22 protein-coding genes are annotated in these 23,275 nt (G+C 59.6%); 13 read left to right on the top strand and 9 right to left on the bottom strand.

The features are described from left to right. Positions 1 to 85: 85 nt before the first annotated feature. On the top strand, positions 86 to 331 hold the full coding sequence (locus FJ490_RS25530) for a DUF982 domain-containing protein (protein ID WP_140499519.1): 246 nt from the start codon (positions 86 to 88) through the stop codon (positions 329 to 331). Between the two features lie 252 nt (positions 332 to 583). On the opposite strand, the gene FJ490_RS25540 is transcribed toward FJ490_RS25530, so the two are convergent. Together FJ490_RS25540 and FJ490_RS25545 are read right to left on the bottom strand one after the other, a co-directional pair. Next, positions 584 to 904 carry a hypothetical protein gene (locus tag FJ490_RS25540; RefSeq protein ID WP_140499517.1) on the bottom strand — a complete coding sequence of 107 codons (321 nt, stop codon included), beginning with the start codon at positions 902 to 904 and terminating at the stop codon, positions 584 to 586. A gap of 15 nt (positions 905 to 919) precedes the next feature. Then, the gene (locus FJ490_RS25545; RefSeq protein WP_140523352.1) at positions 920 to 1,129 is read right to left on the bottom strand and encodes a hypothetical protein; all 210 of its coding nucleotides are present in this window, start codon (positions 1,127 to 1,129) and stop codon (positions 920 to 922) included. 957 nt (positions 1,130 to 2,086) lie between these two features. On the opposite strand from FJ490_RS25545, the gene FJ490_RS25555 reads away from it, so the two are divergent. The 5 genes from FJ490_RS25555 to FJ490_RS25570 all read left to right on the top strand — a co-directional run bounded on the left by FJ490_RS25555 (position 2,087) and on the right by FJ490_RS25570 (position 5,377). Further along, the gene (locus tag FJ490_RS25555) at positions 2,087 to 2,296 is read left to right on the top strand and encodes a hypothetical protein (protein WP_140499810.1); all 210 of its coding nucleotides are present in this window, start codon (positions 2,087 to 2,089) and stop codon (positions 2,294 to 2,296) included. Between the two features lie 703 nt (positions 2,297 to 2,999). Beyond that, positions 3,000 to 3,533 carry a sigma-70 family RNA polymerase sigma factor gene (locus FJ490_RS25560; protein ID WP_140499513.1) on the top strand — a complete coding sequence of 178 codons (534 nt, stop codon included), beginning with the start codon at positions 3,000 to 3,002 and terminating at the stop codon, positions 3,531 to 3,533. Between the two features lie 130 nt (positions 3,534 to 3,663). Beyond that, a complete protein-coding gene (locus FJ490_RS25565; RefSeq protein WP_224656192.1) occupies positions 3,664 to 4,305 on the top strand; it encodes a hypothetical protein in 642 nt (213 codons plus the stop codon). A gap of 548 nt (positions 4,306 to 4,853) precedes the next feature. After that, positions 4,854 to 5,141: a hypothetical protein gene (locus FJ490_RS32835; RefSeq protein WP_140736593.1), complete on the top strand. Its 288-nt coding sequence runs from the start codon at positions 4,854 to 4,856 to the stop codon at positions 5,139 to 5,141. Positions 5,142 to 5,155: 14 nt separating this feature from the next. Further along, entirely contained in the window at positions 5,156 to 5,377 is a 222-nt protein-coding gene (locus tag FJ490_RS25570) for a hypothetical protein (protein WP_140499509.1), read from the top strand. 465 nt (positions 5,378 to 5,842) lie between these two features. Here FJ490_RS25570 and FJ490_RS25575 read toward each other — a convergent pair whose 3' ends face one another. The 6 genes from FJ490_RS25575 to FJ490_RS25600 form a co-directional block, all read right to left on the bottom strand. Beyond that, positions 5,843 to 6,268 carry a hypothetical protein gene (locus FJ490_RS25575; protein WP_140523354.1) on the bottom strand — a complete coding sequence of 142 codons (426 nt, stop codon included), beginning with the start codon at positions 6,266 to 6,268 and terminating at the stop codon, positions 5,843 to 5,845. A gap of 809 nt (positions 6,269 to 7,077) precedes the next feature. Continuing rightward, complete coding sequence (locus FJ490_RS25580; protein ID WP_140523358.1) at positions 7,078 to 7,794, bottom strand: ABC transporter ATP-binding protein; 717 nt, start codon at positions 7,792 to 7,794, stop codon at positions 7,078 to 7,080. Then, on the bottom strand, positions 7,791 to 8,531 hold the full coding sequence (locus tag FJ490_RS25585; RefSeq protein WP_224656199.1) for an ABC transporter ATP-binding protein: 741 nt from the start codon (positions 8,529 to 8,531) through the stop codon (positions 7,791 to 7,793). Before FJ490_RS25585 ends, FJ490_RS25580 begins: the two co-directional genes overlap by 4 nt. Positions 8,532 to 8,533: 2 nt before the next feature. Further along, entirely contained in the window at positions 8,534 to 9,520 is a 987-nt protein-coding gene (locus FJ490_RS25590) for a branched-chain amino acid ABC transporter permease (protein WP_140523360.1), read from the bottom strand. Between the two features lie 8 nt (positions 9,521 to 9,528). After that, positions 9,529 to 10,401: a branched-chain amino acid ABC transporter permease gene (locus tag FJ490_RS25595; RefSeq protein WP_140499499.1), complete on the bottom strand. Its 873-nt coding sequence runs from the start codon at positions 10,399 to 10,401 to the stop codon at positions 9,529 to 9,531. 160 nt (positions 10,402 to 10,561) lie between these two features. Beyond that, positions 10,562 to 11,830, bottom strand: coding sequence for an ABC transporter substrate-binding protein (locus FJ490_RS25600; protein WP_210239474.1), 1,269 nt, complete (start codon positions 11,828 to 11,830; stop codon positions 10,562 to 10,564). A 675-nt stretch (positions 11,831 to 12,505) separates the two neighbouring features. On the opposite strand from FJ490_RS25600, the gene FJ490_RS25605 reads away from it, so the two are divergent. From FJ490_RS25605 to FJ490_RS25620, 4 genes are all read left to right on the top strand, one after another. After that, positions 12,506 to 13,315, top strand: a complete 810-nt coding sequence (locus FJ490_RS25605) for an SDR family oxidoreductase (protein ID WP_140523363.1) — start codon at positions 12,506 to 12,508, stop codon at positions 13,313 to 13,315. Between the two features lie 111 nt (positions 13,316 to 13,426). Further along, on the top strand, positions 13,427 to 14,863 hold the full coding sequence (locus tag FJ490_RS25610; RefSeq protein WP_140499496.1) for a glycosyl hydrolase: 1,437 nt from the start codon (positions 13,427 to 13,429) through the stop codon (positions 14,861 to 14,863). Positions 14,864 to 15,653: 790 nt separating this feature from the next. Beyond that, positions 15,654 to 16,046 carry a hypothetical protein gene (locus FJ490_RS25615; protein ID WP_140555438.1) on the top strand — a complete coding sequence of 131 codons (393 nt, stop codon included), beginning with the start codon at positions 15,654 to 15,656 and terminating at the stop codon, positions 16,044 to 16,046. A gap of 138 nt (positions 16,047 to 16,184) precedes the next feature. Beyond that, positions 16,185 to 16,607: a hypothetical protein gene (locus FJ490_RS25620; protein WP_140499492.1), complete on the top strand. Its 423-nt coding sequence runs from the start codon at positions 16,185 to 16,187 to the stop codon at positions 16,605 to 16,607. A gap of 687 nt (positions 16,608 to 17,294) precedes the next feature. Here FJ490_RS25620 and FJ490_RS25625 read toward each other — a convergent pair. Continuing rightward, the gene (locus FJ490_RS25625; RefSeq protein WP_140499490.1) at positions 17,295 to 17,522 is read right to left on the bottom strand and encodes a hypothetical protein; all 228 of its coding nucleotides are present in this window, start codon (positions 17,520 to 17,522) and stop codon (positions 17,295 to 17,297) included. Positions 17,523 to 18,245: 723 nt separating this feature from the next. Between FJ490_RS25625 and FJ490_RS33580 the strand changes: the two genes are divergently transcribed. The 3 genes from FJ490_RS33580 (at position 18,246) to FJ490_RS25635 (ending at position 22,882) form a co-directional block, all read left to right on the top strand. After that, complete coding sequence (locus tag FJ490_RS33580; RefSeq protein ID WP_263497500.1) at positions 18,246 to 18,374, top strand: hypothetical protein; 129 nt, start codon at positions 18,246 to 18,248, stop codon at positions 18,372 to 18,374. Positions 18,375 to 18,818: 444 nt separating this feature from the next. Next, the gene (locus FJ490_RS25630) at positions 18,819 to 19,718 is read left to right on the top strand and encodes a class I SAM-dependent methyltransferase (protein ID WP_224656190.1); all 900 of its coding nucleotides are present in this window, start codon (positions 18,819 to 18,821) and stop codon (positions 19,716 to 19,718) included. A 542-nt stretch (positions 19,719 to 20,260) separates the two neighbouring features. Further along, positions 20,261 to 22,882 (top strand): EAL domain-containing protein, encoded by a 2,622-nt coding sequence (locus FJ490_RS25635; RefSeq protein WP_224656188.1) that lies wholly within the window; start codon positions 20,261 to 20,263, stop codon positions 22,880 to 22,882. Positions 22,883 to 23,275 lie beyond the last annotated feature (393 nt).

Raw genomic sequence — 23,275 nt, forward strand, 5'->3', positions numbered from 1 at the left:
AGACCGACGGTGAATTGGTCGAGATCATCATGAACGAAGCCAAGTTTCGCGGCCAGTTCGTCCTGTTCGACCTCAGAGAGCCTTTATGAGCCTCCATTGGTTCAATCCCCCGGTCTCTATCAGGACTGGCAAGCCTGGCATGACGTATAGCTGCAACAACGTCGAGGGTGCAGCTCGGGAGCTCATGGGGTGGAACGATCGCGGCCCCAAATGGGACCTTGCGGTACGCGCCTGCCTGTCCTGTTTGGCTGGCGACATGACACCTGAGGATGTCCGCCAGGCGTTCATTGCCGCTGCTGAGGAGGGAGGCAAGCTGCTTGCCAGCGGTTGAGACTATAGCTTACTCCATGTCTGGCACGTCGCCACCCACAAACAGCGTCGTCGGCTCCCGTATTCGCGCAGTACCGGGTTGGCTTCACGCGACCTCGCAATGACGCCGGCATGGTTCCCCGCCAAGTCCTTGCGGTCCATATCGCCCGATCTCCAGTCGGCTGGTCCGAAGACAGGCCGGAGGTCGCCAGTCTCATCGCGGCCAAAGGCGGTGACGACGATTAGCTTCGGGGCTTTATGTTGCGGCATCAGGTTATCTGAGATGGGGGTCCTCTTTGGGCTGGAGCAAGAGCCGGTGGACGTTGAGCGGTGGAGGGGGCAGAACCTCGGTCATCTCGAATAGAGGCACCGATAGGCCGCCTTGCTCTGGCGCTGTGTGCTTTGACTTAAGGTCCGCTATTTCCTCGTCGCGTCTGGCAATTCGGCTTTCCAGATTGGCGATACGCTCAGTCAGCAAATACCGTCCAACAGCGAAGCCGCCGCCTCCAAACAGCACGGCAAACGTGGCAAAGGCTGCCGGGTTGGCCGCTACCAGCGCAGAGTTACTCTCAATGAAAGCGATAAGGTCATGCATTGAGGGTTGTCTGTCTCACCCCAGCACAGGCGGCGTAGGATCGAAGCTGATCGCCACGAGCCCCGGATGCCTGTGAGCGAGGGCGAGGATCTGTGTCTCAAGCTCGCAGTTGTAAGCCATGAGCGCCTTTACGGTCTCAAGGGGCGTTTCGTAGCGGGCGATGAGCTTCTCCGCCTCCGCGTGTAGTTCGGCTTTGGTTTCGGCGTCTAGGTGCATCGTGCCCATTGCAGTATTTTCCTAACGGGTTGCTCTGCGGGGTGCCGAGCGCGCGTCAAGGCGGTCCTGAAGGTAACCGTTGAGAACGATCATTTCCTTGAGGGCCTTCATCAACGTCGCCCTTGTGTACGGCAACGAACCTGTCGACGGTGGCTTGAAGGGCAGCCTCTTGCCGGCTGTCGAGTGACACAACGCAATCCACCTGAACGCCTCCTAATGTCGTGGACAGTGAACAAAAATGGAACAAAACTGTCAAGAGTGAAATGACTAGACGAGGAATAAATCCCTTTTTTTGGGCTCTGCCTGACAGGGATGGAAGACGGAAGCGCGGGCCGCACGCCGACACCTGAAGCGTGCGCGTCAGTGCCTTCATGGGCATGATCAAGTGAGCAGAGAAACGGTTGAGAGAATCGATGGGATGATCATAGCCCTGGCCGCGGAGGAGTGCTCTTTCTTTGCTTCCTCTTCCCCTTCGGCCATCGAACGACGCGGAACTCTGAGGCCGCCTCGTCCCTTTAAGGCATAGCTCTACCTGCTGAAGGCAACCAGGATGCCGAGCTCTTCCTGCATGGCGCCATGTGGCCCTCGATGCAGGAACTCGCAGTCCATCGAGGGGCCCCGCTGGCTCCCGCCGGCGGGCTCTTCAGTCACCCAGCGAAACGAAGCCGCTTCCGGCAAGTCCGGAGACTAAAGGAGGTTCCGATGAGAGAGCACGGCGGCGGACCCGAAGATGACGAGGGCATGCAGTTGCTTGCTCGGCGGCTGGCTTGAGAGGTCGGCATCCCGGAACGAGAACCGCGCGGTCAAGCTCATTGGTACCGACTGGAGTTCTTTGGGCGCGAAGCAAGTTTCCTGAAAAACCAGCGCTGGCCATTGTGATCTCGGCCAGGATCGCTGCCCTTGAAGGTCTTGCACGGCCGGAGGTCTTGCTGCATGTTTTCGGTGTTGGATTCCCGGGAGAAAATCATGCCAATTCAACAAAAGGCGGCGGAGGCCGGTATTTTCGACGCATCTGAGTTGGCACTGCTTGGGCGGGTTTTCGACAACCTTAAGCTAGGCAACCCATCGCCGGATGAGCGCGAGTTCATTGCCTCCCGAATTATCGCGAATTACATGGCAGGTGTGGTCGACGAGGCGGAGTTGGTTTTGCTCTCGAAGCAGCCGCTTGGCCGTTAGCCAACTCGCGGAACTTACCGCCTGCCCAGTTTTTGCGCTTCGGGGCCTTGTCGGTCTTTTTCTTTGACGCGAACAACGTACTCTTTCCGAAGTTGGAGCGCCGGAAGCTTCGCAGCGATACTCCCAGCTTCCGCAGCCCGTCTCGCCCACGGCAATGGCTTGCGGCTGTGGTATCCGAGTCGGCAGGCAGAATGATAACCATTCGCGCCTGACGCCTCGGGAAGAGCGGTCTTCCCGCTACCAGAAACACGATGACGAGAGCGCATAGCGCCAAGACTGCGGCGAAGGTGTTTGCTGTGAACTCGCCAAGTTGCATGACCATCCTCGTAAGGGACACGCGGTTAGACGAGTACCCGAAGATACCGACGAACAAGGGATCTTATTCCACGGTGCTTCGCAAAGGGCGGCAAAAAGATCGATTGGAATGGAATAATATCGGGCACAGCTCAGTAGATGGCCCAAGAACGAGCGTGAACGGAAATGCGTGGCGCGTAAACCGATCGTCACGATGATACAGGGAGCGGTAGCGAGTGCTGGAGGGTGGCTTGCCTCTCGCAGCTTGCAGGCGGGAGGAGCACGCTCCCATCGGCCCAGCGGTTGCCTGTCCCTGTCCCTGACCGCTGGGCCGATCCTCGGGTTTTCGGCCGGCAGACGATGAGTCCGAGTTGGAAATGGCGCTCGGGCTAACGCAGTATGAGACGGGATGAAAACGACGATCGACGTCATACCGCATCTGGAGGATCTTTGGCGCTACGGCCGGGTGCTCACAGGCAACGATTCCGACGCCGACGATCTGGTGCAGGAGGCCCTCGCCCGTGCGCTGTCGATGGCGGGCGGCTATGACACCTCCAGACCGCTGCTTCCCTGGCTGATACGGATCGTTCGGAACACTTTTTTGACCGGCGCTAGCCAGGCCAATGCCGACCGACGACGCTTGGCGTCCATCGCGGACATGTCCGACACTGCGTGGCCGCCATCGCAAGAACATTGCGCCGAGCTCTCCAAAGTCGGAAGGGCGCTCGCGCGAATGCCGGCCGATCAGGCCGAAATACTCCATCTGGTTGGAGTGCTGGGCTTTACCTACTCCGAAGCGGCCGAACTGCTTGGAGTGCCGCCAGGAACCGTGATGTCCCGGCTTAGCCGAGCTCGCGCTGCCTTGAAGCACAACATGGAAAATTTGGACGATGGAGCTTCCCCTCATTTGAAGGTCGTGGGAGGGCGTTATGTGGCCCGATAATCGTGTTTCGCAAGAGGATATCGGCCGCTTGCTGGATGGCGAGCTGTCGCCGTCGCAGAGATCCGAGCTGGAAGCCAGGCTTGCCCGCGATCCGGAACAGGCGGCAGAGGTTTTTGCCCACGCGCAGCGCATGGAAGCGTTGCGCAAGTCCCAACCCCGGCGGTTGTTTCCGCCCAGCGTGAGCCTGAAGAAAGCCAGGCAGCTGGAGAGGGCGTTTCGCCGCAGGAAGATGTTCACATTGCTCAGACTTCAAGTCGCGGCCGTCGCGCTGGTTGCGATCGGGTGGTCGGCCAACTCGCTGACCGTGCCGCTTCGCCAGGGAGGCAAGACAGCCGATGAGACCTTCATCCTGGCCGCCCGAGATGCCTTGCGGGTGGCACAACTGAATGCAGGTCCGGAGACGGGCACCGAGCCGAAGCAGGACAAGATCGAGCGACTGGTTGGCGCCGTCAACGTCAGCATGCCGACCCTTCCATCGGTATGGGTTGTGAAGGATGTCCAAGTACAGCCTTGGAACGGACAGCAAAGCCTGGTCGTGACGGCCGACACACCAAGCGTCGGTCGGATCACACTTGTCGCGGCTCCGATGAACGGCGAGGACGCCGTTTCGCCGACCACAGCGACCGACGGTCGCGTCCCGACAGTCTATTGGCAATCGGGAGGCACAGCCTACGCCCTGATGGGCTCGGCCGCGCCGGACCGGCTTGAGGTGGAAGCAAAGCAAATCGAAGTGGCAACGCGAAGAAACGTCTCTGCGAAGATCAGGGGCTAAAAGGTTGGCAATGGCAGAGGGAAACATATGCGCTCAGCAATTGGTCTATGGAACTCCGTACCGTTCGTGATCAGTTGGAAAGGTACAGGTTGGACTTGCTTTGATCGGTCGGCGACGGCCAGCGCGCCGATAGCAAAGACAGAGCAATGAACGTCCTGTCATTCGAAAGGCGGTATTTTCCCGCCACGTGCCCTGTCTGCACCGGCACGGCGCTCGAGGCCGACGTCACTCTTCGCAAGATCGAATTCCAATGTGCGTCTTGCGGAGGTTTCGAGATCACTTCCGCCGCGCGCTCTGCAATGAAAGGGCTGTCGCAGGAAAACCGTTCACTGTGGTTGTCGCAAGCTAGGCAACAGGGTTCCACGATTCCGCTGGTTGCTTGCGCAAACGAGACCCTCCTAACCGACCACTTTGATGACACAGGCTGATGTCCAAGGAAGTGCGACCGCGCGGGCACTTCCTGACGGCCCGGCACCAGGCTGGGGTGGTGTCGGGCCGTTTGCATCTTGGCGCAATGAGTTCCATCCCAGGGTCCTATTCTTGATATCGTGACGATCACCATGCGCAGATTGGAAGAGTACGAGGAAATTGGTCTCATAGGGTATCCCGGTGACGGAGAGTACATCGCCGTTCTGCGAGACAGCGAGCGCCAGAACTGGCTGCTCGGCGGTGAACGGTGTGGGCTGAACGGGACCCTCCTGGCGCATCAAGCAGCGGCTCTGCCCAGGTACTACCCGCACGGATCTCGCCTCGTTCTGGTGACGATAAGAGACAATTGGATTGTTGCGCTCCGGGACTACGGCGGCGCGGAAAACAGCCAAAACGCCAACGGATGATCGCGAGAAGGGCCTTGACTGCTGGGAAGAAGGATACGGCCAGGCGGCACACCGATCTTCAGGCCGCGGCCATGCTACGTGCTTCGACGATAGCCTTTGATGTGCGCACTGAAACGGCAATTTCGGAAGTCGCCGCCGAGATGAGCCTCGATCGGTTGGAGGTCATTCGCCTTGCGCTTCGAGAATGGCTGGCGATGCGCAAAAGCCTGCGCTTTCCCTCGGACATCCCGGAGTAGTTCATCATCCCTGGCTGAGGCAAGCCATGCCGCACAGGCACGTCAAGGCCGGCACAGTCTGGACTTCTACGAGCCGATCAACGTCCTCAAGCCCGTGGCCTCGATCTGGATTGTCGATGGACCTGAAATCAGGTTCGGCGTGGGCTGGCTGAAATTCCCCTTCACGCATAACGATCCTTCGGCCGCGCTGTGGCGAGCTGGTCCTGCATTCGTCTGTGAGATCTTGCGTCTGTGAGATCTTGCCCAAACTGCGATCGGGGATCGGAATGCTGGGATCAATTCGGTTCCTGGTTGCGCCGAACTGGTTTCACCGTTGGTGCCTGCCTGATTGGAAAGCTGCTGTCTCCCCAGATATGCTGGTGGCCACCGGCACCGGCCCTTGAAGCCACGCTTCATACATGGTCGCGCCTCCATTGCGACGGTCGCGCGACATAGCGCTGCCTGGCGAAAGTCCAAGATCGGCAATCAGCTCTTGGTGTTGTCCTGAGCTACGCTGTTCGCCGGGATTGTGTCCATCGCTGCCAATTTGTCCGCACATAGATCTGCGGCGCCTGGCACATCCTTCTTCATGCCGGCCAGTTTGACCCACCCGCCATCGCTGATGAAGCTGTCTCTCTGGTAGGAAGACGTATCCTTCAGCTTGGCCAGGTTGTCGCTCGCGTTGGACGCAGTGATGAATTTTTCCACACAAAGATTGGCCGCCAGTTCAGCCTTGGCCTTGATAGCGGATGTATTCGCCATTTCCGATGCCGTCCCTGCCGTCGTCCAGCCACCGGCGGTGAAGCCGACGATCATCGTCAATACAGCAGCACCCACTAGCGACCAAAACCAAAGTGTCTTGGAAGGTTGGTATTCGTCGAAGCGTTGCGACAGTGTTCGATCGGTTGTCATAGTTTCCTCCTTTTGAGATACGCTCTTCGTTTCGGGGTGATTTCCGCAGCCGTGGGCCGACAGTGGCCGGAATTCGAGCGATCATCGGCAGGACAATGCTCCCCGGCAAGATCGATCCAGTTCAGGAAACAGGGCAGGGGGATGCAGGGTCCGATTGGCAGCACTTTCGGGCGCGAGCACGTGGGCGCCGATCCTCTATCGTCCTCACCCATCTCCCGCACTCTGGCGCCTGAGACGACGTGCTTGAGCATCCGGAAATTTCCCAAAACGGCAAGAGCGGACAAACTTCACCTCGATGCTGCATATACCGAGCCTGCCGCCAAACTATTCCAAGCTAGTCTCGATTATGTGAAGTCGCGGTAGGCTCCGTCGCCAATAGCCGGAGCTGACGACATGGCGCAAACGGCGCCCTCATAGGATTGAGGCCCCGCAAACAGCCCGGTCAACTACGTCGGCAATCAACGGGAGGTGAATGGCTGCTCAGCAACTCCTTGCCTGGAAGCTGACGATCGGATTGCAGTCCCACCGCAGTCGTCCAGTGGCAGATCAGTTGGATATCCGGCAACGTCCATAACCATCATCTTTTTTTGCTGGTCTGCGGGCATCTGATCGATCAGTTCGGCGCGCTACGGCTCCTGCTTCTCCATCTCATTCGATTGGCCGCTTCTTCAGCGGGTGTGGCGCGGATTGAGCAACCGGTTCCGCGAGGGGTAACAGAAAGGGCCAAAGGCTCTAATCGCCACTGGATCACAGTGCAGTGGCAGGTCAGGAAATAGCAATCCCCGACCGCAAGAGCAGAACTGCAAATCTCACGCTCCGCCCATATAGATGTCCATGATCTGCCGGTCGTCGTGCACGTCCTGAGGCCTTCCCTCGAAGCGCCTTTCGCCGGCCGCCAAGATGTAAAGTTTGTCTGCAATGGGCATGGCCTCGCGGATGTTCTGCTCCACCATCACGATGCCGATGCCACGCGAGGTGAGGGTGGTAACGCGTTCGAGCGTCTCAATGACCATGGCCGGCGATAATCCAGCGGAAGGTTCGTCGAGTAGAATGAAGCGAGGTTGCGAGACCAGCGCTCGCGCCAGCGCAAGCATTGCCTGCTCGCCGCCTGAAAGCGAACCGGCCGCGGTGCGCCGCCGCCGCGCCAAAGAGGGATATTGCTCGATCAGCGCCTCGATGCGCTGCTCGACTAACCGGCGGTCCGCGATGGCGTAGCCACCCATACGCAAATTTTCCATCACCGTCAGGCGTGGGAACACGCCGCCGCCCTGGGGCATCAGCACGAGCCCTTCGCGCACTATCTCATGAACGGCAAGGTTGGAGAGCGTTGTATCGCCCAGGCTCGCCCTGCCGCTCCACACCGGCAGCGCGCCGGCAATGGCCTTGAGCAAGGTCGACTTGCCACACCCGTTCGGTCCGAAGATGCAGGTGATCTTGCCAGCCTCCGCATTAAGCGAGACACCGTGGACGATCTCCTGCTTGCCATAGCCGGTGACGATGTTTTCTGCCGTGAGCGTGGCGCTCATTGCGGCCGCCCCAGATAGGTCTGCATGACTTCCGAGTCGCGAACAATGTCGTCGAACGAGCCGCTAGCCACGACACGGCCTGCGTCCATCACGATGATGCGGTCGCACACATTGCGCACAATCTCCATGTCGTGCTCGATGATCAGGAAGGTGACGCCGCGCTTGCGCAGCCGCGCGATGGCCTCGACGATAATGTTCCGGATATTTGGATGCACGCCCGCCGTCACCTCGTCGAGCAGAATGAGCGAGGCCTGGCGCATGATGACGCGCCCGAACTCCAGCAGTTTCTGCTGGCCGCCCGAAACGTCGGAGGCGCGATTGTCGGCGACATGGTCCAGCTTCAGCAGCGCCAGTGTTTCGGCCGCCCGTTCACGCGCGCCCTGCCAATGGCCCTCGGCCGCTGCTGCCAGTAGGTTTTCTATGACGGTCATATTGTCGAACATGGCCGGAATCTGGAAGGTGCGGGCAAGCCCCAGCCGCGCGATAACGTGAGTCTTTCGGCCGCCGATCTCGTGACCGTCGAAGCGGATCTGGCCGCGATCAGGGGTGACCGCGCCCGATACCAGGCTGAACAGTGTCGACTTGCCCGACCCATTAGGCCCGATCAGGCCGGCGATCTCGTGCCGAGCGACGTCCAGGGAGACACCGTTGACGGCTTTGATGCCGCCGAAATGGCGGTAAAGTTCGCGCACGACGAGGATAGGGTCGCCGCCGCCAGCCGTTCGGTCGTCGGCCACGCTCAATTGGGCTCTCCCTGGTCACCGCCGACAAGCTTGTCGACCGCCTTTTCCAGCACGGCGCCGGAGTTGCCGGCGCGCTTCGAAAACAGGCCGGCGATGCCGTTCGGCATGAACAGCACCACCAGCACGATGGCCGCGCCCAATATGGCGATATAGAAGGCGGTGTCGCCCCAATACATCCAGATCAGCCGGTTGACGACGAACAGCCCCACGCCGCCCAGTGCCGGCCCCCACAGGCTGCCCAGCCCGCCCAGCAGCACCATGACCACCATCTGGTCGGTGATGTCGCCGCCGAAGACGCTCTTCGGATTGATAAAGGTGACCCAGTAGGCGAAGATCGCGCCGAACACGGAGGCGGTGACGGCGCTGAGCACAAAGGTCTGCAGCTTGACCAGCGAAGTGTTGATGCCCATTGCCTCGGCCGCCAGTTCGTGGTCGCGCAGCGCCTTGACCTTCAGCCCAAAACGTGAGCGCTCGAACAGCGCCCAGGTGATTAGGTAGGTCAGCGCCGCTGCGGCGAACATGGCGAAGTAGAAGAAGCGCTCATCGAGAAACGGCGGCAGTCCAATTCCGCCGATGCCGCCGGTGAAGTCCATCACCGAGGCGAACTGGATAAGCACCTCGGCGAAGGCCCAGGTGGCTATGGCGAAATAAGCGCCACGCAGGCGCAGCGTCGGCGCTCCGATTATGATGGCAAACAGCGCTGTCACAACCATACCGGCGGGGACGGTGGCGAAGAAGGGCCAGGCGAGCTTGTCGCCCATCAGCAGCGCGGTGACGTAGGCGCCGAGCCCGAAAAAGGCCGAATGGCCGAAATTGATGTAGCCGGCATAGCCGCCAAGTATGTTCCAAGAGCAGGCCAGCCCCGCCCACATCAGTGCGCCGGTGGCGATACGCAGCCAATAGTTGTTGACCAGCATCGGCAGCAGCGCCAACACGCCGATCACCGCGATCAGCAGGAGGACGCCGGCCCAGCGTGGGTTCATGTCCGGTCTCACAAGCCGTGCCGCAGGATCCCGCGCGGGGATACGAGCAGGACGAGGAACAGCGTGGCGAATATCGCCAACAGTGAATAGCTCGACCCGACATAGGTCGCAACGAAGGCTTCGATGACGCCGAGCAGCAGCGCGGCGACAAGGGCACCGCCGACGGAGCCTAAGCCGGCAAGCACAGCCACGAAGAATGCGAACAGCGTATAGCGCAGGCCGACCTCCGGATTGACTGAAAAAATTGCACCCATCAACACACCGGCCATGGCAGTGATGCCTGCATAGAGTCCGTAAACATTGGCGCTTAGGCGGCGGATGTCGACGCCCATCAGCGCCGCGTTCTGCCGGTTTTCGGCCGTCGCTCGGATCGCCAATCCATAGCGGGTGCGGTAGAGGAATATGAACAGTCCGCTGGCGATGGCGACCGCGAACACCGCCGCCGCCACGCGGATCAGCGGCACCGTCAACGGGCCGACGGCGAGGCTCTCGCCGCTCAAGGCCGTCGGAACGCTGTGGGTATTGAAGCCCCACGCGGTCAGCATGCCGCCGCGCAGCAGCGTGAACAATCCGAAGGTCAGCGCCAGCGCCATCAATTCCGGCCGCGCCGTGCGGCTGTTGCGGACATTGTAGAGGATCGGCCCGATCAGATAGCCGATGGCGCCGAACAGCACGAAGGCGACCGGGATCGCAAGGAATCCGTCGACGCCCAGTCCAGCGGCCATGTAGTAGCCGAGATAGCCACCCAGTACGACCCAGCCGCCCACGGCGAAATCGATGACGTGCAGCACGCCGAAAGCGAGCTGGAATCCGATCGTAAAGGTGGCGATGACGCCGCCGATCAGAAGGCCGTTCAGCAAGGTCTGTAGGAAAAGATCCAAGGTGCAAACCGTCCCTCAGTAGGCAAGCGAAAGAGCGGGAATGCCATGGCGAGGCGAGCGCGCTCAACGGCATGGTCCGTCATTTTCCGCGCACGCGCAACCGTGGTTCCGCCTGGCAGAGTGATGGCGACGAGGCCGCCCACACCCTGTCCAAAACCGCCTATTTCCAGGCCGGCAGCGGGTAGGTGAGGTCTGCTGCCGCGGCTTCCTTCGGCCCCACCGCCACGGTCTTGCCACCCTGAATCTGGATCAGCACCGGCACCGGCTGGACGTTGTCGTGGTAGTGGTTGCCTTCCTTCTCGAACTTGATCGGCCCATAGAAGGTCTGGATGTCGGTGGCGGCTATCGCGTCCTTCAGAGCCACCCTGTCTTCGGGCGTGAGCGCCGGCTTCTTGCCAAGCCGCTTGACGGCATCGCCGAAAACGAGTCCGCTGGCCGCGCAGGCCGCTTCGGTATAGTCGGGCTCGTGTCCAGACTTCTTTTGCGCCATCTCGGCAAACTGCCTTGCGGTGCCGAAGACGTCGTCCTTGTACGGCACCGATGGCAGCCACACGGAGACGCCGCAGGTGCCGTCGGCGTCAGCGGCAAGCGCCTGGGCAAAGGCCGGGTCGGTGACGCCATAGTGCATTATCAGCGCCTTGGGCCGGAAGTTGAGCGACTTCGAGGTCTTGACGACGTTGATCAGCGGCTCCTCATGGCCGCCGACGGCGACGATGTCGGGGTTGAGCGCTGCGATCTTGGAGATGACCGGGGTCAGGTCGCCCGAGGCCGGTACCAATTCGTAGGCGACGAGTTCCAGTCCGGCTTCCTTGGCCCCGTCGCGAAAACCTTCGCCGGTTTCCTTCGAGAAGGGCTCGTTGACACCAATCACTGCAATCGTCTTGGCCGCTGGGTTGGACAGTTTCGCCAGTACGGCCAGCGACTTGCCTGCGGTGGTGTCGACGGCCGGGATGATGCCGAAGTTGAATTCCGGCTTGGCCTTCCAGACGTTTGGCGATTCCGCGGAGCCGGAAATCATTGGCACCTGGTACTTCTGGCAGATCGGCTGCACGGCGATGGTCGAGCCGCTGGTGTAGGGGCCGAACAGCACATCAACCTCGTTCTGCACGATCAGGCGCTCGGCGGCATCGGCTCCCGTCGCCGGGTTGCTCTGGTCGTCACCGTAGAACATGTCGACCTTGAAACGCTGGCCGGCGACCTCGACGCCGCCCTTGGCGTTTATGGCCTCTGCCCAGAGATCGTAACCGCGCTTGGTCAGGTTGCCACCGAGTATGTTCTCGCCCGACAGCGAGGTGATGACACCGGCCTTGAAGGTCGCCACCTGCGCGCGTGCCGTTCGCACGAACGGTATCCCCAACGTGCCGGCCGCCAAGGCGACGGCGCTGCCGCCGAGGAACCGGCGGCGAGAAACTTTGCTTTTGATGGACATCATTCAACTCCCTTTGTCCGACTGTCAGATTGGAAACCGATGATGTTCTTGTTCATACCACAAGACGCGGTTGTGCGGCCAGGAAGATTGCCTCACGAGGCGGCTTTGGGTCCGAGCGGTCTTCGCTGGATCGAAAAGACGGAGAGCTTTGCGGGAGCTACAGGAGGGTTGAGGATGAGAAGGACGGTTCACACCGAGCAAACGGGGTGGCGCCCAGGCTGAAGGAACGGGCTGGCACGACAGGCCGAGGTTCTCGTAGAGCGTGACGCTCCCGGCGCTGCTGGAAACGGCGGTCGCCGAATGGTCGATGCCAAGACAAGTTTCGCCGTCTGATCGATCGCCCGCTTGAACTTCAGCACCTTGTCCGGCGCGCTGAAAGACAGAAACAACACGCCCAACAGGCAGCGCACAGGGAACGTGGCGAGGATAGCGGGCGTCGGATGCTTTCTTCGGGCTCCGGCTGAAGTGCGCGCTCGGCGCGCTCCCGACTCAGTCTTACATTGGAGCGTTGGATTGGTTCGCAAGCCGCGATCACATTCATGTTCCTGCGCGTTACCGCATTGTAATGGCGCCAGCCGGACCTTTTGGTCCGCGGTTGCGTTTCATGGGAGCCGGCTGACCTGGCAGTGGCGATAATTTTAGTTCCAGGCGAGCTTCTTTTCGAATGAGTTCTCCATGTCCGATCACAAGCCTCTGGCGCGGCAGAAAGCCATCGTAACGGGGGCTAATTCAGGCATCGGCGAGAGCGTTGCCGTTGCGCTTGGCCGGGCGGGCGCCGACGTGGTGGTGAACTATGTCGAAAACGAGAACGCCGCGAACGCCGTCGTGGACCAGATCCATCGGGCCGGCAGCAAGGCGATCGCCCACATGGCCGATGTCTCGATGGAAGACCAGGTTCGAGACATGTTCGAGCGCACGATGCGCGAGTTCGGCACCATCGACATCCTTGTCGCCAATGCCGGCCTGCAACGCGACTCGGCGTTTGCTGACATGCCTTTGGCGACCTGGACTAACGTTCTCGGCGTCAATCTGACCGGCCAGTTCCTTTGCGCCCAGGCTGCGACACGCGAGTTCCTGCGGCGCGGCGTGGTGCCGTCCGTCTCGTGCGCGGCCGGCAAGATCATCTGCATGAGTTCGGTGCACCAGGAAATCCCGTGGGCAGGCCATGCGAACTACGCCACCTCCAAGGGCGGCATCAAGCTGCTCATGGAAAGCATGGCGCAGGAGCTGGCCCCCAGACGCATCCGCGTCAACGCCATCGCGCCCGGTGCGATACGCACGCCCATCAATACCTCCGCCTGGGATACGCCCGAAGCGCTCAAGGGCCTGCTGACGCTGATTCCGTATGGGCGGATCGGCCTGCCGGAAGACATCGCGCGGGCAGCCGTCTGGCTGGCGTCCGACGATTCCGACTACGTTGTCGGTACCACGCTTTTCGTCGATGGCGGCATGACGCTCTTTCCTGGCTTTTCGACCAACGGCTGATCGGAATGGACGGCGGTCGGCGATGCGAGCTTCTTCCCTCGATCGCGGTGGTCAATCCCACACTGACAATCATCGCCAACGCGCGTCGTGTGGCGGATAGGAGCGGCTTACATGACGGCGACATTTTCATGTGACCTGAACGGACTGGCGACGGAACTGCCGCATTTCTGGGAACACACGATCGGCAGTGGGCACGCCACGCTCGGCCTGCGCGCAGACTGGCAGGCGCAACTGAAGCGGACGCATGATGAGCTCGGCATGCGCTATGTCCGCTTCCACGGCATATTGTGCGACGAGATGGGCACGCTGATCGGCGAGGGCAACACATTGTTCTATTCGTTCTTCAACGCCGATCTCATCTTCGATTATCTGCGCTCGATCGGTATGAGGCCGTTCGTCGAATTGAGCTTCATGCCCGTCGCCCTGGCGTCCGGCGACAAGACCGCCTTTCACTACCGCGCCAATGTCACGCCGCCGAAGGACTACGCGCAATGGGCGGTGCTAATCCGCAAACTGGTGAGCCACTGGGTGGGCCGCTACGGCCTGGACGAGGTGCGCCAATGGTTCTTCGAGGTCTGGAACGAGCCGAACCTGACCGCCTTCGGCAGCGGCAAGCAAAGCGACTATTTCGAGCTTTATCGCTATACCGCCGAAGCCATCAAAGGCGTCGATAAGCTGTTGCGGGTCGGCGGTCCGGCGACGGCCGATAACGCGTGGATCGAGGATTTCCTGAATTTCTGCCGGACCGGCGACCTGCCCGCCGATTTCGTCAGCACGCACCATTACCCGACGGACGATTTCGGCCAACCAGGCGACGACACCGAAGCGCAGCTCGCCGCCAGCAAACGCAGCGCCCTGCGCGACGAGGCGCGAGGCGCGCGCAAGCAAGCGGGCGACGTGCCCCTCTATTATACCGAATGGTGCACCTCCTCGAACCCGCGCGATCCCTTGCATGACGACCCTTATGCCGCCGCGTTCATCGTCAAGACCGTTCTGGAAGCGAACGGACTGGTTGAGGGATACAGCTACTGGACCTTCTCCGATATTTTCGAGGAGAATTATTTTCCCTCGCTGCCCTTCCAGGGCGGGTTCGGACTGTTGAACATCCACGGCATCGCCAAGCCGGCCTATCGTGCCTTTCAATTGCTGCATGGCGCTGGCACCGAGATGCTGCCGGTCGAGGGCGCTCACGAGACGGTCGACGCCTGGTTCGTCCGCGGCGACGGCGCGTCTACGCTGATACTGACGAATTTCGCCCTGCCGCGCCATCCGATCAAGACCGAGGAGGTGTTGTTCACGCTGAAAGCCGCGTCGACTGCGACCACGGCTTGCGTGCAACGCATCGACGCCGAGCACGCCAACGCCAAGCGCCGCTGGGAAGAAATGGGCAAACCCGAATATCTCGACGCGCCGACCGTGGATAGACTCAAACATCTTTCGGAGCTTCGCAGCGAGCCGGTCGCGAGCAAGAGCGAGGCCGGTAGCTTGGTCCTCAAAATTGCGCTGCCGCCGCTATCGGTCGCCGCCATTCGTCTGGCGAACACGTAAAGCCGAGGCCCGCTTTCGGAGACGTACGCTAGGCCGGCCGCTTCACGACGCTGACCACTTCTCTGGCTTGCATGAATTCAGGACGGCGTCTCGCGCACGCTGACCGTCCTCGGTATGGTTTGGCTTGCCATTCAAATCCATTGCCAGGTTGGCGTGGCAGCAAATATGCACGCCCCGTTCGGGTTCGGGCTGAACGGGGATTTTCGTAACGTGATAGCCTTGTCGTCGGAAACTTGTGGGGATTGGCGCCTTTAGGTCGCCAGAATCGCGATAGCTGTGGCATCGCTCGTGACCGCCTGGGGTCGACATCTGGCGCGCCTTGCCAGGTGGTTTGAATCGGACCGCCCAAACCCGACCAAAGTCTGATTCCGAAGCGCAAAGGTCTGAAGCGTGAAACAACGCAGGCGAGGTCACATTAGTAAGGCGACCGCCGATCACCAGTCCCTTCATCGCCGGTCGATTGAGTACCCGCTTCATGTGGCGGGTACTAATATGGTGGCTTGGCCGGCAGCCTGGTACATGATTTGTGTTCGCAGCGGTTTTGGTGAGTGTTCCTTGTTTTCGGCAAGCCGTTGTAGCCCAAACGACAGGCTCGATGGTGATCATGCTGCCCGTCCATACAATCGGCCCCGCTCTGAATGGCTGACTGCCAAGCGACATGGCTGACGAAGAACGGCTGGTCCTTAAGATCCTACAGGCCGGCACCCAAGAATTCCGCCGGCGTCGGCATTGAAGTGACCCATCAAATGTGCCTAGATTGGACAAACATCGCTGGGGAGGAATGGCGATGATGGCCACGCAAACAGATACCACTCGAATGCTGGTCGAGGCTGCGCGGTTGAGTGTTCGGCGTACCGGACTGGAGATTGACGAACTTCACCGGAGCCTGAGCTTTTCCCGGAAGGCCGTCGAAGCCTCGCGCCAACTCTTGAAGCGCCTTCATGAGCAGCAGAAAGATCGCCAGCCGGGATCGTGCTCCGAATTTATCGGGCAGGCGGCAAAGGCACCGAGCGACATCTCCGCATTTGATTGCGACATTCTGCGCGAAGTGTTCAAAAAACTGGTTTTGGAAACCAAAGTGCCGGAAGACAAATGGCGCGATCTGGCTACAAGCCTGATCGTGGAATTTACCGACCGCAAACAGATCGAACCCGCCTTGATAAACTGGATCATCCGCAAGTAGGCACTGCCGCCGTGGAGGGTTGCCAGCCCCCTCTCTCGTCGCGAAAAGTTGTTCGGCGAATCTCGCTGGCTGAACTTCAGGTCCTGCTTCGTCACTGCGTGCCCCTTAACGCCGGCCTTGCCGATCTCAGGCACCCGCATGAAGGAACTGCTTCTCGACCGCCCTAGTATCGCGCTCGCCTTCTGGTGGAACACGCTTCAGGATGAAGGGCTGTTGCGCGAACGCATTATCGATGAGGGAAGGCGCGACGCCTTTTCGCGCATTGGATTTCTGATATATGAAATTTTCGTGCGCATGCGGGCTTTCGGCGACATTGTTGACGAGAATTTTGAATTCCCGATTACCCAAGTGGATCTGGCGGACGCGACAGGCCTCACACCTGTTCACGCCCGATATACCGAGACCTGCGCCCGCAAGGACAAAGACAGGGATAACCGAGAGGCCATCGTCAAAGCTCCCCACAAGACGAACAATTGGGATCATGGTGCGGTCTATGTGACGGCGACGCAATCGGCGTTGAGTCGGAGCAAGGCGTGGAATAGGCAACGCCAGGGCAAATGAACGCGTCGGCCAAGACATGAAGCAGAGATCGACGATCTGCGGCGCAAGGGGCTCGTCATTGGCATAGCAGCCTAGCGGTTATGCTTTCATCCGCTAGGAAAGCGCGCGGAGCGCAGCGGCATTCTTGACTTCCGGCGAACGTCGGCAAGTTCGTCAAGCAACCGCTATATGATCCCTGCCGAAGCATGGAACGATTTCGAGCTGGCGATGTTGGACCCTCGCACTGTTCCCATTCAGTGCTGTGTTCCCGCTGATTGCCCGCCGCCGAAAGGTGGCGGGCTTTTTTAGCATCGTGGAACATACCTCCACCTTCGCAGTTTATAGCGTTCCGATTGCTGCGTGTGGGGAAATCATGAAGCGAGACTTTGCAGACCTGTGCGCTTGGGCGAGCGCACGGGGCGTTACAATCTACCAGCGTTCAAAGACAGTATGGATCGCGGCTGGCGGCTATCGAGGTCGCGATTTGGAAGTTAAGGGGCGGTCGCCAGCTATTGCCCTCGCACTATGGATTGAGGCTACCCGGTACCGAGGCTCGATGTATGGCTGTTCTTAGCAAACAATTTGCTCGCACCCGTGCCGAGCCAAGGTGGCCGGCGCCCTTGTTGCGGGGGCGGGTGGGATAAGCCTGCCAGCCGCGCGGTGCAGCCTGGACCCTACAGCATGCCCACTACACGGGCAGGAGGGCACCTACCCCACCATCCGAAGCGGCATGTCATGACGGGAAATGATGCGTTCGAGTTCGCCTTCGTCCTCGATGCCGGCCTGAAACAGCGCCATCAGCTCACATGCTGCGTCGTTGGCCATGGCGGAATCCAAACTGCACCGTCTCTCTGAACAATACTGGATAAGAACCCGCTGCAGCAGTTCGAGATCGGTTGGATAAATGGCGATGTCTGCTGGATGATGCATGCGCATGCTGTGGTCCTCCGCAAGCCGATGCCTTTGTTCAGCAGCTTAAGGGGAGCCGCTGAGCACCCCCATCGCATCCTGCTCCTGCGCCGTCATTTAACTATGATATGCCCGCCCTGGATCTGCCGCCACCAGCCACGTCGCGGCTCTGTTTCCCGATCTTGTTCGTCGGTGGTCAACTAGTGCTCCCGAGGCATCGATCCCGCGCCGCAGGGAACACTTCCGCCAAGTCGAAGTTCGGCTTCCACAACGGAGAACCAATATGGCGGCCACTCGAAATTCAAACGACAATCGCATGCCAGAAAAGATGCTGCTCGGTACGGTGGAGATATCGCGCAAGCAAGCGGAGGATGAAGTCAGGGCACGACGCAGGTACAAAATGGCGAGGCGGGCTCGGGAATCAAGGCGAGGCCCGGCCATGCCTCGCATGGTTCTTGACGGACGCCACTAGCAGACCGCGGTTGCAGCCGCCTGGATCGACCTCTCTATCTAAGAGATGTGGCACCCTCGGCACCCGCGACCCGGCAGATCGGCACGACCTTTCACTTGGCAATATTCAATTCCCCAACTGCGATGCCGAACCTCCGAGCACCATAGGTTTCAGGGGATGCGCATGCCGCCGTGGGGCGTGCCAGGGTAGAGGTTGGTAGCCGCGGGGACGAACTGGGCTCGCGTTGCGGAACCGGGGTTCGTGTTCCCGAGACGACATGCTGAGTGCAAGTTCCGGGGATGCTGCCGACTTTCTCGGCCCCCCAGAAGGCGAAGACCGCAGCCTTCGCGTGGTTCCTGCTGTCGGATGCTGCTGCAGATGTGACCGGCAGGCAATACGTGGTCGATGGCGAGTTAACGATGCTGTAAACCGCGATCGCCGTTGGAGCTCTGGTAGCGTGGGCTGATCGACGGGCGGCGAGAACCGTGCCTACGCTGCCCGTTCAGATCCGAGCACTTCCGTTGCCGACTTGCCGAAATCGATCATGTGATGCTCGTTGGCATGAGGGGCACTCAGATGGGCTGTTGATGAGGCAAACCGACCCGATCCGATCAGGTCCGCGCGGGTCGTCGCAGACGAGCGGAAACTGTTCCCTCGTTAAGCATGCAGCTGGCGCTCTCTTCCGAGCTTGCAGAACTACTGCCAGGCGAGCGGTCGGCAACTGCCTGCATCATCATCAACTCAGTTCGAGCAACCTACACCTTCCCTCAGACCCCGCCGCTGTCTCCGCGATTATAGGCTTCGCGAACTGGCACATCGTCCGCCGACCTCAGATTGACGCACGGCCCTTTCGCTGCAAAGATATTAAGCATTTGTTTACCAAGCATCAGCAAGCGCTGACGATCGGAGGGGGTGTGGAATCGTTTCTGGGTACGAACCGCCTTAATTGGGATGATCGGGCCGAACTGCATTCGACTGACACAACGGGCAGCTACCAGATCGAAAACGTGCTGGCAGGGGGATCCAATCTCTATGAGCTTGAGACGAGCGAGCTCGGTAATATTGTCGGCAAGGATATCATCCATCTACAATGTCACATTGGGCTCGACACGATCAGCTTGAAAAATCTCGGCGCGCGCAGCGTGACCGGCCTCGACTTTTCACCGACTGCCATCGCCGCTGCGCGGGATTTCGCTTCCAAGGCAGGCACTGATGTGCGCTTCGTGGAAGCGCCGCTATTCGAGGCAGTCGAAGCGCTTGGCCGGACCTTTGACGTCGCTTACGTGACTTGGGGTTCGGTAAACTGGCTCGACGACGTGGGCCGGTGGGCGCGAGTGGTTGCCGATCTCCTGCGACCCGGCGGTCGGCTCTATATGGCTGAGGGCCATCCGTTAATGTTCCAGTGTGATCGCAAGGCCGCGGCACTCGAGTTGAAGCACGACTGGCGAACACCCATAGCTCAGCCGCTCGCCTGGAACGAGGAACTTACCTATACCGGCGACGACCGGCGCTTGAAGCATCCTCGCTACTATGAGTGGATTCATCCCATCAGCGATGTCGTGAACGCCCTGATTTCAGCTGGGCTCACGCTCGATTTTCTGAATGAGCATGACACGGTTTCGTGGCAGCACTTTTCATTTGCGGTGAGGGCCGGCAAGAATATGTACGGCTTGCCAAAGAACTCTCCCAGGATTCCGATGGCCTATTCCATCGGCGCGACGAAGCGGAGCGTCGGTATGATCCCATATCTCGCTGCTCCTAAATCCATGTGACGGTATGATCCCGCTTAAACGACTGTCGCCTGCGATCAGGATTCTTTCCGAGCACAGGGCTCTTGCTACGACGCGCAGTCGAAGGCACCCGCCTGCCGAGCACCGGCTGGTCGGGCTTTCGACGGCGATCTGGTTTGCTAGGCGAACGCCCTCAGCTTGAGCGTAGCCGTTTCTAAATCTTGCGTATAGGCCAGCCGCGCCGTGTAGCGCGGCTTGTAAGGGGTTGGCAGCAGCCCAGGTTCGTGCCGTTTGTAGCCGTTTCGCCTGTCTTCTCTGATTGCGGTCAGGGCAGGTGACGAAGTCGCTTGTCGACGATTCCCATCAATATCAGTGTTGTCATCGGTGTCGTCGGCAGCGTGAAAACGTCGAGGGGACCGGCGTCGACCCGAGATGACATCACCGTCGGAAGTGCAAAGTTTTCAGAAGTGTGAAGTCTAAAATTAAGCAATCAACGCTAGTATTGTAGCACGAGTCCATCCGAACACCGGAACCACACAGGGAGTTCGACCCCATTGCCCCTTTTCGGCGCTAGGTTCGGCGGGATGAAGGATGCCGTTTTTTCTTCGGTGAATATTCCGGCCGCCATGGCGGTCTTGGTTATTGCCATCAGCGCAGCGTATGCGGACCATCAAAACAAAATCGTTTCGGACCAAGCCGCCCGCGCGGATGTCCTGGTCAAGGTAAATCTAATTCGCGCCAAGCTAGAAGGTAACATCAGCGGAAACCTCCAACTTGTGCATGGACTGGTCGCGACGGTCGTGACGGAACCCTATATGGGACAGCAACGCTTTGCTTCTCTCGCGAGAAACCTGTTCAGCGAAAACTCACAATTGAACAACATTGCCGGCGCGCCCGATCTGGTCGTTTCCTTGTTGTATCCGCTGAAGGGCAACGAGAAGGCGATGGGCCTCGACTACCGCAAGGATGATTGGCAACGCAAGGCCGCGCTAAGGGCGCGAGACGAGCGCAAGTTGATTCTTGCCGGCCCCGTCGACCTGAAGCAAGGAGGCCAGGGCTTCATCGGCCGTTTTCCGGTTTTCGTGTCGAGTGCGGGCAACAGTGAAAGATTTTGGGGCATCATATCCGCGGTCGTCGATGTGCAGCGCCTTTACAAGGCGAGCGGCCTGTTTGACGATGATCTCGGGATTGATATCGCGCTCATAGGGAAAGATGCCCTTGGCCCAAGCGGAGTTCAATTTTTTGGCTCTGCAGACATCCGCAAAAGCAATCCGGTGACGGCCGAAGTTCTGCTTCCGTCCGGTTCGTGGCAGATCGCAGCCGTCCCCAAAAACGGCTGGCCTTCGACCCCCAGCAACGCTTGGCTCTTGCGTACCATCATGGCCGCGGCCGGGGCGCTGATCCTGATCCCATTCCTGGTAGCAGGTCGGCTGCTTAGTGAAAGGCAGCGCAATTATACGGAACTGCGTCGATTGTCCCGACGCCTAGAACTTGCTCTGGAGGCGTCAGCCATTGGCGTTTGGGAACATGATCTCGCGACCAATGACCTGTCGTGGGATGATCGCGTGAACGAAATATATGGCAAGCCCAGCGATGGAGGTCCTCGCGGCTATTCGGATTGGGCGGGCGCAATTCACCCCCTGGATCTGGCCCGCGCCAACGCAGATTTCAACAGTGCTGTGGCCAGCGGCGGAACATATTCGTCGGAGTACCGGATTGTCCGTCCAGGTGGTGAAATTCGTTACGTCCGATCCAAGGCCACCATATACCAAGCCCCAAACGAGACGCCCAAGATGATTGGCGCGGAATGGGATGTAACGGCCGACGTCCTGCTCAACAGCGACCTGGTTCGCGCAAAACAGCTGTCGGAGACGAAAAATGCAGAACTCGAGTCTGCCAAGGCGCGCATAGAGCATATCGCACTTCACGACTCTCTGACGGGTTTGCCCAACCGTCGTTACCTCGACCAGGTACTGAAAGACTTCGTAGCAAAAGCTAGGCGAGACTGCGGTCATGTGGGCCTGCTTCACATCGACCTCGATCGGTTCAAGCACATCAATGATACACTTGGCCACGCCGCGGGTGACGCGATGCTGGTTCACGCATCTACCGTGCTGCGATCCAAGGTAGGGGAGGGCGGCTTCGTCGCTCGTATTGGCGGCGACGAATTCGTGGTCCTGTGCACTGTGCAGCATACTAAGCAACTGGGGCTGCTGGCTGACGACATCATCAGCAAGATGAGCGAACCTGTTTACTACCACGGCCACCGCTGCCGCTTTGGTGCTAGCGTGGGGATTGCAGTCGAGAACGACAATGACATCGAAGGCAAGCATCTGCTGGTGAATGCCGACATCGCGCTTTACCAGGCAAAGACGCGTGGGCGCAACCGATATGATTTCTTCACCGAGGTGATGCAAAGCGAGATCGTCGACACGAAGCGGATTGCCGACGAAGTTCTCGGCGGCCTGGAGCGCAATGAGTTCATAGCCTTCTACCAGCCTCAATTTAATGCAAAAACCCTCGAAATCGTCGGCGTCGAGGCGCTTGCGCGATGGAGACACCCAAAGCGGGGAATTTTAGCGCCGGATGCCTTCCTAAGGATTGCCGACGAGTTAAATGTCGTCTCGATGATCGATCGATCCATACTGAATCAATCACTTTCAGATTTTGCAAAGTGGTCCAATGCAAATCTCCATATACCACGGGTATCGGTCAACGTTTCCGCGCGACGTCTTCATGACGAAGAACTCATAAAGAGCTTAAGGAAATTAGATATCAAAAAGGGAACGGTTTCGTTCGAGCTTGTTGAGTCTATTTTCCTGGATGGCAGCGATGATTTGATTGCATGGAACGTCAATCAAATAAAGGAACTCGGCATCGATATAGAGATAGATGATTTCGGCACGGGCTATGCCTCTATAGTCAGCCTGCTCAAGCTACAGCCCCGCCGGTTGAAAATAGATCGGCAGCTGATCATTCCAATCGTCAAATCTCCGCAACGAAGGCAGGTTGTGTCGTCGATCATTGAGATCGGCAAGTCCCTGGGTATCGAGATTATAGCAGAAGGTGTCGAGACGATGCAGCACGCACGGATGCTTGGAGATTTGGGCTGCGACATACTGCAAGGCTATGCCTTCGGCCATGCGTTGGATTCCGAGGGACTACAACTCTTTGTTCGGTCTCGGCGCCTGCGCGCAGTCAGCTAAGTGTCAGACGCGGCCCGGGTTAAATCGGCGGGCGATATCCAACAATGCTGCGCCATAGCTTTAACCCTATCGACCAGTTTGCCGGCAATTGGGATCACCGGATCCAGCGCGGGTGGCGGTTTTCCTCAGTGGACCCACGACAGGCTGAACAGGGCCGGGCTGTGGCAATGCGGGCGTCCACCCGCGTCTATAAAAGAGCTTCTGGCATCTCCAGACGGGGACGCTGGGCCCTTTTCAATGCCTTTCCCGATATCCGCCAGCAAATTGCCGAAAACCCGGAACTCTAGCCGCATCCGAGTGTGCGGGTTCGCGCCACCCCGCTTGCGCCGTGATGTAATCGGCGTCGACCAGATTGCAGGGCTCCTCAGTTTGCGTAGGCGGCAGCCTTTCGCC

The sequence above is a fragment of the Mesorhizobium sp. B2-5-11 genome (assembly GCF_006440835.1).
Lineage (GTDB): Bacteria > Pseudomonadota > Alphaproteobacteria > Rhizobiales > Rhizobiaceae > Mesorhizobium.